The following is a 12000-nucleotide window of genomic DNA, read 5'->3' on the forward strand; positions in this document are numbered from 1 at the left end:
GCGTCCCATTCCCATGGGGCAGCGGTCGGGCGTTCCCGCTCCTACTCGGCCGCCTCGGCATAATCCTCCAGCGGCGGGCACGAGCAGACGAGGTGCCGGTCGCCATAGACGTTGTCGACCCGGTTGACGGGCGACCAGTACTTGTCGACGCGGAAGGCGCCGGGCGGAAAGCACGCCGCCTCGCGCGTATAGGGCCGGCCCCACTCGCCGATCAGGTCCTCGACCGTATGGGGAGCATTTTTCAGGGCATTGTTTTCCCTATCCATCTCACCCCGCTCGATCGCCGTGATCTCGGCCCGGATCGCCAGCATGGCGTCACAGAAGCGGTCGAGTTCGGCCTTCGTCTCGCTCTCCGTCGGCTCGATCATCAGCGTACCCGGCACCGGCCAGCTCATGGTCGGGGCATGGAAGCCGCAGTCGATCAGCCGCTTTGCGATATCCTCCACCTCGATCCCGGCGCTCTCCTTGAACGGACGGACATCGACGATGCACTCGTGGGCAACGCGCCCTTTGGCGGAGGAATAGAGCACGTCGTAGGCCCCCGACAGCCGTCGGGCGATGTAGTTGGCGTTGAGGATGGCGACACGCGTTGCCTGCGTCAGCCCGTCGCCGCCCATCATCAGGCAGTAGCTCCAGGAGATCGGCAGGATCGAAGCTGAGCCATAATGCGCCGCCGAGACCGGCCCAACGACATTGTCTTCCAGCGGATGGCCGGGAAGATAGGGCGCAAGGTGCGCCTTAACCCCGATCGGCCCCATGCCGGGCCCGCCCCCGCCATGCGGAATGCAGAACGTCTTGTGCAGGTTGAGGTGGCTGACGTCGGCACCGAAGTCGCCCGGCCGCGCGAGGCCGACGAGCGCATTGAGGTTCGCGCCATCGAGATAGACCTGGCCACCGTTGGCATGGGTGATCTCGGCGAGTTCGCGCACGCCCTCCTCGAAGACGCCGTGCGTCGACGGGTACGTGATCATGCAGGCCGACAGCCGGCTCGCATGTTTTTCCGCCTTGGCGCGGAAGTCCTCGATGTCGATGTCGCCATTCTCACGCACCTTGACGACGACGACCTGCATGCCGGCCATCTGGGCGGAGGCAGGGTTCGTGCCGTGCGCCGAGGTCGGTATGAGGCAGACGTCGCGGTGGCCCTCACCGCGCGCGCGGTGGTAAGCGCGGATGGTGAGCAGCCCGGCATACTCTCCCTGCGCGCCCGAGTTCGGCTGCATGGAGATCGCATCGTAGCCGGTGATCTGACAGAGCTTGGCCGAGAGATCGGCAACGAGTTCGTGGTAGCCCTCGGCCTGGTCGTGCGGAGCGTAAGGGTGAAGCTCGGCGAATTCCGGCCAGGTGATCGGCAGCATCTCGGCGGTCGCATTGAGCTTCATGGTGCACGAGCCGAGCGGGATCATCGAGCGGTCGAGCGCCAGATCGCGGTCGGCGAGGCGACGCATGTAGCGCGTCATTTCCGATTCCGCGCGGTTCATGTGGAAGATGGGGTGTGTCAGATAGGCGCTCGTGCGCAGCAGATTCCCCGGCAGCCGATAGGGCGGATATTCGTCCGAATAGACGAGATCGAAACCGCCGAAGGCGCACCAGACGGCCTCGACCGTCTCGGGGCGCGTGCGCTCGTCGACAGTGATACCGATGTGATGCTCGCCGACGCGGCGGAAATTCACGCCGTTGTCGACGCCGTTCTTCAGGATGAGGCCCTGATAGGGACCCACCTCGACGGTGATGGTGTCGAAGAAGGCTTCGGGCGCGATCTTGAAGCCGAGGCTTTCGAGACCGGCGGCGATGCGGGCGGCCTTGCGGTGAACGCGCTCGGCGATCGCCTTGAGACCGCGGGGGCCGTGATAGACCGCGTACATGCCGGCGATGACGGCGAGCAGCACCTGCGCGGTGCAGATGTTGGAGGTCGCCTTCTCGCGGCGGATGTGTTGCTCGCGGGTCTGCAGCGCGAGGCGGTAAGCCTTGTTGCCGCGCGCATCGATGGAGACACCGACGAGGCGGCCGGGCATGGCGCGCTTGTGGGCATCGCGCGTCGACATGTAAGCGGCGTGCGGGCCGCCATAGCCCATCGGAACGCCGAAGCGCTGCATCGAGCCGACGCAAATGTCCGCGCCCATCTCCCCCGGCGGCTTGAGGAGGCAGAGCGCGAGCGGATCGGCGGCAACGACTGCGAGCGCGCCGGCTGCGTGCAGGCCGGCAATGAGGGACGAGAAATCGTGGAACCGTCCCTCGACGCCCGGATACTGGAAGATGGCACCGAAGACGGACGTCGGCTCGAGATCGGTGAAGGGGTCGCCGACGCGGACCTCGATGCCGAGCGGCTCGGCGCGCGTGCGCAGCACCGCGATCGTCTGCGGCAGGCACTGGTGATCGACGAAGAACACCTGCGACTTGGACTTGGCCTGGCGCTCGGCCATGGTCATGGCCTCGGCGGCGGCGGTCGCCTCATCGAGCAGCGAGGCGTTGGCGATGTCCATGCCGGTCAGGTCGCAAACGAGGGTCTGATAGTTCAGCAGCGCCTCGAGGCGGCCCTGGCTGATCTCGGGCTGGTACGGGGTGTAGGCGGTGTACCAGGCCGGATTCTCGAGGATGTTGCGCTGGATGGCCGGCGGCGTGATGGTGCCGTGATAGCCTTGCCCGATGAGCGAAGTGAGCTTGCGGTTGCGGTTGGCGGTCTCGCGCAGCCGATCGAGCGCGCCACGCTCGGAGAGCGGTTTTTCGAAGGCCAGCGGCTGCTTCTGGCGAATGGCGGATGGCACCGTCTCGTCGATCAGCGCCTCGAGACTTGGGGCGCCGACAATTCGGAGCATATCCTCCATCTCTGCGGTGGAGGGGCCGATGTGGCGACGGTTGGCGAAGTCGTAGGGCTCGTAGCGCGGCTCGCTGCTCATACTCGTCTTCATCCGATCATGTCGTTGTATTCGGTCTCGTCCATCAGTTCGTCGAGCTGCCCCTCATCGGTCAGCTTCATCTTGAAGAACCAGCCGGCTCCGGTCGGGTCGCTGTTGACGATGGAGGGGTCCTCGACGATCGCCTTGTTCACAGAAACGATCTCGCCATCGAGAGGCGCGTAAATCTCGGAGGCCGCCTTGACGCTCTCCACGGTCGCTGCCTCGTCGCCCTGGCTGACGATGGTACCGACCTCGGGCAGCTCGACGAAAACGAGGTCTCCCAGCTCGCTGGCGGCATGAGCCGTAATGCCGACGACGGCAACCTTGCCGTCGAGGCGGACCCACTCGTGCTCCTCGGTGAACTTGATCATTTCCTCTCTCCTCAGGCGCGCTTGTAATTTGGGACGACGAAGGGCAGGTCGGCGACGGTCAGCGCCAAGCGCTTGCCGCGGACTTCAGCATGAATGCGGGTGCCGGTCGCGGCTTTCTCGCTCGCCACGTACCCCATGGCGATCGGCGCCTTGAGGCTCGGACCGAAGCCGCCCGAGGTGACGTGACCGACCGGATTGCCGCCCGTCTCCGCATCGAAGAGAGGCGCGCCGCCGCGCACCGGCGCACGCCCCTCCGGCCTGAGGCCGACCCGGCGCGCCGCCGTACCCTGTTCGAGTTCCGCGAGGATGCGGGGCGCGCCCGGAAATCCCCCGGCCCGCGCCCCGCCGGTCCGGCGCACTTTCTGGATCGCCCATCCGAGGCTCGCTGCGACCGGGGTGGTCGTCATATCGATGTCGTTGCCATAGAGACAGAGGCCCGCTTCGAGCCGCAGTGAATCGCGCGCGCCGAGGCCGATCGGGGCGACCCCTTCGCATTCGAGGAGACGCTCGGCGAGCGCCACGACATCCCCGGCGGCAACCGAGATTTCAAATCCGTCCTCTCCCGTGTAGCCCGAGCGCGAGGCGATCGCGTCGATGCCGGCGATCTCGAGGGCGGCGACGTCCATGAAGCGCATCGCCTCCGAGCCCGGCGCCAATCCCGCCATGACGGCGCTCGCGCGCGGCCCCTGGAGCGCGATCAGCGCGCGCTCGGCGAGATGCTCGACGTCGCAGTCAGCGGCGAGTTCATTGCGCAAATGCGCCAAGTCGCCCGAAAGGCAGGCCGCATTCACCACCACGAAGTAATGGTCGCCGCGGTTGGCGAACATAAGGTCGTCGATGATGCCACCATCGGCGTTGGTCAAGAGCCCGTAGCGCTGGCGCCCAACGGCAAGGCCGAGGACGTCGACCGGCATCAGCCGCTCGAGCGCAAGCGCGGCATCCGCCAGCCGTCCTGAACGCGGCCGGATGCGGAGCTGGCCCATGTGGCTGACGTCGAAGAGGCCGGCCGCCGCCCGCACGTGCAGATGCTCCTTGAGCACGCCCAGTGGGTACTGCACCGGCATGTCGTAGCCGGCGAACGGCACCATGCGCGCGCCGAGAGAAACGTGCAGGTCGTGGAGTGGTGTCACCCTCAGATCGTCGCCGGTCGCCATGCATCCTCCTGGATGGTTGCAGCGACACGCAAAACGGCCTTTGGCCGTCGATGGCGCCGCCGACCACGCCGACCCGATGGGTCCGACGTGCGCTAGGCGCCCCCTCTGTCCCTTCGCCTGAGATAGTTATCCCGTCGGCGGGCGCTGTCGCGCCACTCTCCAGAGTGCAGTCGATGCCCGCAGGTCCGTTTGCCTGAGAGTTTCCGGGGCGGTTGCTCCTTCGGCGCCGGCATGGCCGGTCTCTCCCAGCGGGCAGGCGCACGTTAGTTCGGGGGGCCGCAAGCTGGCAAGGGGGGCGCGGGCGGTTTTTCAGCCCACCCACATGCATCACTGCGACCCGCCCTTTAGCCGCGACCCCGATAGGGAGAGACTGCCTGTTCGGGTAGCCAAACGCCTTCCGGCAGCGTGCCGTGCTGCCAGAACACATCGATCGGCATGCCACCGCGTGGATACCAGTAGGCGCCGATCCTCAGCCAGATCGGTGCGAGTTCGCCGACCAGCCGGCGGCCGATGTCGAGGGTACAGGCTTCGTGGAAGGCACCATGGTTGCGGAACGCGCCGAGGTAGAGCTTCAGCGATTTGGATTCGACGATCCAGTCGACCGGTACGTAGTCGATCACGAGATGGGCGAAATCCGGCTGGCCCGTGACCGGGCAGAGAGAGGTGAACTCGGGCGCGGTGAAGCGCACCACGTAGCGCTCGCCGGGGTGAGGATTGGCGATCCGCTCGATGACCGCCTCTCGAGGTGTTCTGGGCAGCGCCACCGCGCCGCCCAGTTGCGTCAGTCCCTCTTGCGTCTCGCTCATTGCACGCCTCCCACCGCCGATTGCCGCAACTCGCGCCGACGCAGCCAGCCGATGACCGGCAGCGCGAGGGCGATCATCCACGCCTTGCCGACGATCTGGCCGGCCATGTGCTCGAGGCTACCGAAGGCGATCTGGAGGAAAACGATGGTGTCGACCACGAGCCCGACCGCGCCCGAGGCCGCGACCGCGAGCACGAGGCCACGCCGCTGCAATGGCGTGTAGACGGCAAGGTCGGCCAGTTCCGAGAGTAGGAACGCGGTGACCGAGGCGACGACGAGCGCCGGTGGGGCCAGGAACCACGAGAGCAGGCCTCCAACACCGATCGCCGCAAAGGCGACGGCCACGCCCAGCGATCGTTGTACGAGGTCACGCAGGACAAGCGCGAGACCGACCATCAGCACGCCACTCGGCGCCATGAGGCCGGGCAGAACCGGAACGAGGCAGGGCCCGTCCGGCGGGCAGACCGTGCCGACATTGCCGATCATCCAGTTGGCGATGGGGATGCAGAGGACGAAGCCCACCAGATAGGCATAGCCCAGCATGCGCGCCCGAACGGGCACGGAATTGTTGGTCATGCGGTGCTCCTTGGCTGCCAGGCGACACAGACCTGGGCCGACGTTGCAATTTACGACCATCGCCGCACCGGTCGCCCTGATGGACGGCTCGATTGGCGCGGCTGACATGGCGATGCGATGTGTGGCACGCTCACGAAGCGTCGTCACCCGAGATCGGAGGCCATCCGCCATGCGAACGATCCGAGCCAATATTCTCTATGGGATGGTCGCCCTCATCCCGATCGTCGCCTTCCTCTGGGTGGCTTACTATGCCTACGATCTCTGGACGGCAGTGCTCGAGCCGGTCTCCAACCGGTTCGGGCTGACGGACCTGCAATCGCAGCTCGCGGCGGTCGGTCTCGCCGTACTTGCGTTGCTCGCGGTCTGCTTCGTGATCGGCACCCTGGTGCGCACGGCGCTCGGGGGGTGGCTGTTCCAGAGCATCGAGAGCTGGCTGCTGCGCCACATCCCAGGCTACGAGATCGTCGCCAACCTCTTGCGGGGTTTCGCCGACGACCGGTCTGCCTATCACCCGGCTCTGATCGACCTGGCAGGCAACGGCACGCGAACGCTCGGCTTCGTGATGGAGCAAGGCACGAACGAGACGGTCACCGTTTTCATCCCTTCCGCGCCCCTGGTCACGGTGGGTCAGATCCATGTCGTTGCGCGGACCCGCGTCCAGTTGCTCGAAGCGAGCAGCCTCGATGCGGCCAACTGCCTCGGACAATGGGGCGTCGGTCTTCAGCGCTTGGCGCACCGGGGCCCGGGCGGTTCCACGTCGGCAAGGCATTGATAGAGGGGATGCGGCCGGCGGTCGTGCGCGACGCCCTCAGGCGCCGGTTGCCGGGGCTGCCACACGTCGCCGCCGGGGGCCGGCGAGGGCGGCGAGGGCGAGGATGAGGCCCGAGACGGTCGCGATCATGCCGGCAGCACTGACGGAACTCTCGTAGCCGAGCCAGAGTGGGCCGTAGCCGGCGAGAACGTAGCCGGCAAGGGCGGAGACCACCGCGAATACGACACTCCACGCCACCTGCCGGGCGAGCCGGTCCGTCATGAGGCGGGCGGCGCCGGGCGGGCAGATGAACATCGCGATGACGATGATGGAGCCGACCGCATCGAATGCGGCGACGGCGGCGACGGCGGCAGCCGCCACGAGGCCGATGGAAATGGCCCCGACCGGCAGGCCGAGGCTGGCGGCGAAGGGCTCGTCGAACGTGGCGATCTTCAGGGGGCGCCAGAAAACCGCGGTCGCCACCGCGAGCACGCCGCAGACCAGCGCCATCCGCGCCAGTTCCGGCGGCAAATCAGCGAGCGCCGCGGGGTCCACGATCGAGCCCCAACCGTCCGCCGCGATCCAGATCAGGCTCTCGACGTTGCCATAGAGCGCGTGCTCGACATCGAGGTGGACGCTCGAGGTATCGGTCTGCTCCAGCACGAGCACACCGGCCGCGAACATCGACGTGAAGGTCACCGCCATCGCCGCACCCGGCTCGACGCGGCCGAGACGCCGTATGGTCTCGATGAGGGCGACCGCCAGGAGCGCCGCGAGACCAGCCCCGATCAGCATCGGCCAGCTCGAAACCGTCCCGGTGACCAGGAAGGCGCCGACGATCCCGGGCAGCACGACGTGGCTGATGGCATCTCCGACCAGCGCCTGACGGCGCAGCACGAGGAAGTTGCCGGCCAGCGCGCAGGCAACGGCGGCAAGGCTTGCGATCACCATCGGAACAAGGCTGAGCTGGACGAACTCGGTCCCCATGACGTCAAGCTCCAACCAGGGCGGGCCGCTCGAGGCGGGCGTCGACGGCGGCGAGTTCGTCGGGCGTCAGCAGCGTTTCGAGCGGGGTCAGCCCATCGTATCGACCGGCGAGCGCCTCGTCGGCCCAGAGCGCCCGCACGATCTCCCAGCGCCGCTCGTCGAGGAGCGCCTTGCCGGCATGCGCCTGGCCCTCGGGCGTTGCGACACGATCCCTTCGGATCAGCCCTTCGCGACGCAGAACCGCGAGCGTCAGCTGGTCGTGGATCGGCTCGCCGCGCGCGAGCGCGAGCAGGCCCTGACGGCGATGGACGCGAAGCTGAAAGCGGCGATGGCGCAGCACCGCCGCGAGCACACCGCGCGCCGGGGCAAAGAGCAGGGAAAACGCAAAGAGCGCGGTGGCGACCAGCACGACGATCGGCCCTGTCGGCAGACCCGGGGCGGCAGCCGAGATGGCGGCGCCGATGTAACCCGAAATCCCTCCGGCGACACCGGCCCCCCAGAGCACGCCATCGGTCCGCTCCGTCCAGAACCGCGCGGTGACGGCGGGGATGACGAGGAGCGCGACGATCAGAACGAGCCCGACGATCTTGAGACCGATGACGGTGACACCGAGGACGAGGCCCATGATCGCGAGATCGACGGCGCGCACCGAAATGCCGCTCGCCGCCGCGAATTCGGCATCGAAGGCGACCATCGTCATCGGCCGGCGAAGGAGCGCGAGGAGAGCCACGGCGAACGCCGCCGAGATCGCGATCAATGTGGCATCGGACAAGAGCATGCCGGCCGTGGCACCGAGCAGAAAACCCTCGAGCCCCGCCTGCCGGCCGCTGGACATCGACTGGATGACGGTGAGGAGGACGATCCCGAAACCGAAAAAGACCGAGAGCACGGCCCCGATCGCGGCATCCTCGGGCAGGCGGGTGCGACGCGCCAGCCAATCGACGGCAACGAGGCCCAGCGCGGCCGAAAGTGCCGAGCCCAAGAGGAGGCCGGTGAGGCTTCGCCCATCGCCGCCGAGCAGCACCATGGCAATGAAGGCAAGGCCGACTCCAGGCAGCGTGGCATGGGCGAGCGCGTCGCTCACCAAGGTGCGCTTGCGCAGGAAGAGGAACGTGCCGGCGCTCCCGGCGGCAACGCCGAGCAAGCTCGCCCCGAGCGTTGCGAGCGACGCATTGTAGCCGGATTGCAGCAGCAGGGCTGCCGTCAGCTCGTTCCACATGTCGCCTCGCGCCTCTACTCCCAACGGGCGGCTCGCCCCCGCTCCGTTAGCGGGATGGCGGCAAAGTCCCGCCCCGTCAGTCCACCGCCAGGCGAAGCTGGTCGATGTGCGCGGCCGCGAGCCGTCCACCGTAGGTCGCCTGCAGATTGGCGGCGGTGAAGGTCGCGGCGACCGGCCCCTCGGCGATGCGATGGACGTTGAGCAGCACGACGTCGTCGAAATAGGCCGCAACCGTCGCCAGGTCGTGGTGCACCGCGATGACGGTGCGCCCCTCGCCCGCAAGCCCCTTGAGAACCTCGATGATCGCCTTTTCGGTCGCGGCATCGACGCCGGCGAAGGGCTCGTCGAGCAGATAGAGGTCGGCAGCTTGGGTGAGGGCACGAGCGAGGAACACGCGCTGCTGCTGGCCACCCGACAGCGCCCCGATCTGGCGGTCGGCAAAACCGGCCATGCCGACGCGCTCGAGGTGGTCGCGCGCACGCACGCGGTGCTGCGAGGTGATGCGCCCGACGAGCCCGAGTTCGCGGTAGAAGCCCATCAGCACGACATCGAGGACGGTGGTCGGGAAATCCCAGTCCACACTCGCGCGCTGCGGCACATAGGCGAGGCGGTGTCGCACCTCGGCGATGGGCGCGCCGAAGACGGTCGTGCGGCCGGAAACCGTCGGCACGATGCCGAGCGCAGCCTTCAGCAACGTCGACTTGCCCGCGCCATTCGGCCCGACAATGGCGGTGAGGCAGCCGGCACGGAAGGTTGCATCGACGTCGAAGAGGGCCGCGCGTTCACCGTAGCTGACCGTCATGGCGCGCACGGCGAGGGCCGCGTCATCGGCGTCGGTCGTTCCGAGTTGACGCCCTCCGTCGACCGCGAGCTTCAAATGGCCCCGCTCGCCGGTCGTTGCGCCGGTGGCGCCCGGAACCCTCATGGCAGCACCCTCACCCGCCCACCGAAAGGCGTCCATTCATGCCTCGCGTCGGCGCCTTGCCACCGAGCGCGCGGGCGATCGTCGTCACGTTGTGATCGATCATCCCGGTATAAGTTCCCTCGTAAGTTCCGTCAGTGCCCATGGCGTCCGAAAAGAGTTCGCCGCCGACGACGACGCGGTGACCGCGCGCACCGGCCCCTTCGACGAGGGCACGGATGTTGCGATCGGAAACGGAGGATTCCACGAAAACGGCACCGATGCCGCGGTTGACGAGCATGTCGACGAGCGCGGTGATCCGGTTGAGGCCGGCCTCGCTTTCGGTCGAGATGCCCTGGATGCCGACGACCTCGAAACCATAGGCGAGGCCGAAGTAACCGAAGGCGTCGTGCGCGGTGACGAGAACGCGTTGGCTCTGCGGAATACTCGTGATGGTGGCTTCGGCATATGCGGCCAGGCGGTCGATCTCGGCGAGAAGCGCTTGGCCGTTGCTGGTGAAGACATCGCGCGCCTCGGGCCGTTCCGCGATCAGCACGTCACGCACCACGACGACGACCTCGCGCCAAAGCTTCGGGTCCATCCAGATGTGCGGGTCGAACTTGTCCGGGTAGTCGGCATGCGCGCGCAGCCGGTCGCGCGCGATGAACTCCCCCACCGCGACGACCCGGCGACGCTTGGCGAGATCGCGCATGAAGTCCTCGAGCTGGGCTTCGAGGTAGAGCCCGTGCCAGAGAACGAGATCGGCACGCGTCATGGCGACGATGTCGCTGCGCGTCTGGCGGTAGGCATGCGGATCGACGCCCGGCCCCATCAGCGCCTTGACCTCGACCTCCGCGCCACCGATGGCGCGGGCGGCATCGGCGATCATACCGGTGGTCGCGACGATGGCGAGCCGCGTTTCGCTGGCATGGGCCCGCTCCGGCGACGGCAGGGCCTGCATACTCATCACCGCGAGGCCGGCAACCACCAGGAACGCCAATGTCGACCGGCGCGTGCGGGCCATCGCTATGGGGGCCGCCGGACCAGGGCGCGTGGTGGGCATCTGCCAGTCTCCAATGACAACGATTGGCAAGAAGATGGCCCCCGGCCGAACCGGTGTCAAGTCTGTTGCAAATCATTCGCAAGAAGCCGACCTTGACCGGGGTGCGAAATCCGGGCGCGGCGCGGCCGCGCGGCCTCAGGCGCCGAGCGCGCTCACCTGATGCGCGGCCTTCTCCAACCAGGCCGGGTTGATCTCGACACCCCAGCCGGGCGCGTCCGTCACCTCGGCCATGCCGCCCTCGATGCGGTAGGGGTCGCCGAGGAAGAGCCCCTCCTGCCATGGATAATAATCTGCGCCCTCGATCGAGAACTCGAGGTATTTGCCGGCATTCGGGATCGCGCGAAGGAGGTGCATGGTGCACATGGTCACGAGCGAGAGGTTGGCGGCGTGCGGCGTGCACGGCAGGCCCGCGGCCGCCGCCATCTCGGCCACCTTCATGGTTCGCGTCAGTCCGCCCATGTACATGACGTCCGGCTGCACGATGTCGACGGCACGCATGTCGATCATGCGCTTCCAGACATTGAACTCGCAGTCCTGCTCGCCGCCCGTCACGTCGATCGACAGGGCGTCGGTGACCTCCTTGGTCTGCTCCAGTTCCCAATAGGGGCAGGGCTCCTCGTAGTGCGTGATGCCCTCGGCCTCCAGCATGTGGCCCACCTCGATCGCGCGCTTGGGCGAATAGCAGGAGTTGGCATCGACCAGCTTGGCGATGCCATCACCGAGCGCGCGCGCCACCACCGGCACGACCGCCTCGGTGCGCCCCGGCCATTCGTCCTGATCACGCCCGACCTCGGCGCCGACCCGCCACTTGAAGGCATCGAAGCCCTTTTCGTCGCGCAGACGCACGAAGCGGGCCGCCTCGTCCTCGGGCGTGATGTCGCGCTTCATGGAGGAGGCATAGGCCCGGATCTTGCCCGGCGAACCACCGATGAGTGAGGCGACGGGTTTGCCCGCGAGCTTGCCTTTGAGGTCCCAGAGCGCGGTGTCGAGGCCGGTCATGGCGCGGCGCAGGTACGACCCCGGGAACTTGTGCTCACGCTCGTAGATACGATCCAGCAGGTCCGCGAACTCGAGGGCATCGGCACCGAGCGCGTGGGGTGCGATCTGGCGGTGGAAGACCATCGCCGAGATGTCGGCGTGATAGGTCGAGAGCTGGCCCCAGCCGATGTCGCCCGTATCGGCGGTCGCGCGCACGAAACTGACGTAACGTGTCGTAAAGGTCTCGAGCTTGGCGATCTTCATGCTGGGTGGCTCCCGTTGGCGCGGCGCAGGATCGGTT

11 protein-coding genes and 1 riboswitch are annotated in these 12000 nt (G+C 67.4%); of the genes, 1 reads left to right on the top strand and 10 read right to left on the bottom strand.

Features of this window, described 5'->3' with window-relative positions; genetic code table 11:
* Positions 1-41 precede the first annotated feature (41 nt).
* The 5 genes from gcvP to GC150_11895 all read right to left on the bottom strand — a co-directional run bounded on the left by gcvP (position 42) and on the right by GC150_11895 (position 5800).
* A complete protein-coding gene (gene gcvP, locus GC150_11875; GenBank protein ID MBI1385599.1) occupies positions 42-2906 on the bottom strand; it encodes an aminomethyl-transferring glycine dehydrogenase in 2865 nt (954 codons plus the stop codon).
* Positions 2903-3265 carry a glycine cleavage system protein GcvH gene (gene gcvH, locus GC150_11880; GenBank protein ID MBI1385600.1) on the bottom strand — a complete coding sequence of 121 codons (363 nt, stop codon included), beginning with the start codon at positions 3263-3265 and terminating at the stop codon, positions 2903-2905. The genes gcvP and gcvH overlap by 4 nt, the downstream gene beginning before the upstream one ends.
* A gap of 11 nt (positions 3266-3276) precedes the next feature.
* A complete protein-coding gene (gcvT, locus tag GC150_11885) occupies positions 3277-4419 on the bottom strand; it encodes a glycine cleavage system aminomethyltransferase GcvT (GenBank protein ID MBI1385601.1) in 1143 nt (380 codons plus the stop codon).
* Between the two features lie 171 nt (positions 4420-4590).
* Positions 4591-4677: riboswitch (glycine riboswitch) on the bottom strand.
* A gap of 86 nt (positions 4678-4763) precedes the next feature.
* Positions 4764-5225 (bottom strand): NADPH-dependent 7-cyano-7-deazaguanine reductase QueF, encoded by a 462-nt coding sequence (queF, locus tag GC150_11890; protein MBI1385602.1) that lies wholly within the window; start codon positions 5223-5225, stop codon positions 4764-4766.
* Positions 5222-5800 carry a VUT family protein gene (locus GC150_11895; GenBank protein MBI1385603.1) on the bottom strand — a complete coding sequence of 193 codons (579 nt, stop codon included), beginning with the start codon at positions 5798-5800 and terminating at the stop codon, positions 5222-5224. Before GC150_11895 ends, queF begins: the two co-directional genes overlap by 4 nt.
* Here GC150_11895 and GC150_11900 point away from each other — a divergent pair.
* Positions 5766-6572: a DUF502 domain-containing protein gene (locus GC150_11900; GenBank protein ID MBI1385604.1), complete on the top strand. Its 807-nt coding sequence runs from the start codon at positions 5766-5768 to the stop codon at positions 6570-6572. The genes GC150_11895 and GC150_11900 overlap by 35 nt on opposite strands.
* A 36-nt stretch (positions 6573-6608) precedes the next feature.
* On the opposite strand, the gene GC150_11905 is transcribed toward GC150_11900, so the two are convergent.
* The 5 genes from GC150_11905 to GC150_11925 all read right to left on the bottom strand — a co-directional run bounded on the left by GC150_11905 (position 6609) and on the right by GC150_11925 (position 11963).
* On the bottom strand, positions 6609-7538 hold the full coding sequence (locus tag GC150_11905; GenBank protein ID MBI1385605.1) for a metal ABC transporter permease: 930 nt from the start codon (positions 7536-7538) through the stop codon (positions 6609-6611).
* A gap of 4 nt (positions 7539-7542) precedes the next feature.
* Positions 7543-8757, bottom strand: a complete 1215-nt coding sequence (locus GC150_11910) for an iron chelate uptake ABC transporter family permease subunit (protein MBI1385606.1) — start codon at positions 8755-8757, stop codon at positions 7543-7545.
* A gap of 76 nt (positions 8758-8833) precedes the next feature.
* A complete protein-coding gene (locus tag GC150_11915; GenBank protein MBI1385607.1) occupies positions 8834-9559 on the bottom strand; it encodes an ATP-binding cassette domain-containing protein in 726 nt (241 codons plus the stop codon).
* A gap of 133 nt (positions 9560-9692) precedes the next feature.
* The gene (locus GC150_11920; protein ID MBI1385608.1) at positions 9693-10682 is read right to left on the bottom strand and encodes a manganese transporter; all 990 of its coding nucleotides are present in this window, start codon (positions 10680-10682) and stop codon (positions 9693-9695) included.
* A 174-nt stretch (positions 10683-10856) separates the two neighbouring features.
* Positions 10857-11963: a mandelate racemase/muconate lactonizing enzyme family protein gene (locus GC150_11925; protein ID MBI1385609.1), complete on the bottom strand. Its 1107-nt coding sequence runs from the start codon at positions 11961-11963 to the stop codon at positions 10857-10859.
* Positions 11964-12000: the final 37 nt, after the last annotated feature.

This window comes from Hyphomicrobiales bacterium (assembly GCA_016125495.1).
Classification (GTDB): domain Bacteria; phylum Pseudomonadota; class Alphaproteobacteria; order Rhizobiales; family RI-29; genus RI-29.

Excerpts from the sequence above, each read along its gene's own strand:
- GC150_11910 (MBI1385606.1), bottom strand. The coding sequence starts at position 8,757 with ATGTGGAACGAGCTGACGGCAGCCCTGCTGCTGCAATCCGGCTACAAT.
- GC150_11925 (MBI1385609.1), bottom strand. The coding sequence starts at position 11,963 with ATGAAGATCGCCAAGCTCGAGACCTTTACGACACGTTACGTCAGTTTC.
- GC150_11905 (MBI1385605.1), bottom strand. The coding sequence starts at position 7,538 with ATGGGGACCGAGTTCGTCCAGCTCAGCCTTGTTCCGATGGTGATCGCA.
- queF (MBI1385602.1), bottom strand. The coding sequence starts at position 5,225 with ATGAGCGAGACGCAAGAGGGACTGACGCAACTGGGCGGCGCGGTGGCG.
- GC150_11920 (MBI1385608.1), bottom strand. The coding sequence starts at position 10,682 with ATGGCCCGCACGCGCCGGTCGACATTGGCGTTCCTGGTGGTTGCCGGC.
- gcvT (MBI1385601.1), bottom strand. The coding sequence starts at position 4,419 with ATGGCGACCGGCGACGATCTGAGGGTGACACCACTCCACGACCTGCAC.
- GC150_11895 (MBI1385603.1), bottom strand. The coding sequence starts at position 5,800 with ATGACCAACAATTCCGTGCCCGTTCGGGCGCGCATGCTGGGCTATGCC.
- gcvP (MBI1385599.1), bottom strand. The coding sequence starts at position 2,906 with ATGAAGACGAGTATGAGCAGCGAGCCGCGCTACGAGCCCTACGACTTC.
- GC150_11915 (MBI1385607.1), bottom strand. The coding sequence starts at position 9,559 with ATGACGGTCAGCTACGGTGAACGCGCGGCCCTCTTCGACGTCGATGCA.
- GC150_11900 (MBI1385604.1), top strand. The coding sequence starts at position 5,766 with ATGCGCGCCCGAACGGGCACGGAATTGTTGGTCATGCGGTGCTCCTTG.
- gcvH (MBI1385600.1), bottom strand. The coding sequence starts at position 3,265 with ATGATCAAGTTCACCGAGGAGCACGAGTGGGTCCGCCTCGACGGCAAG.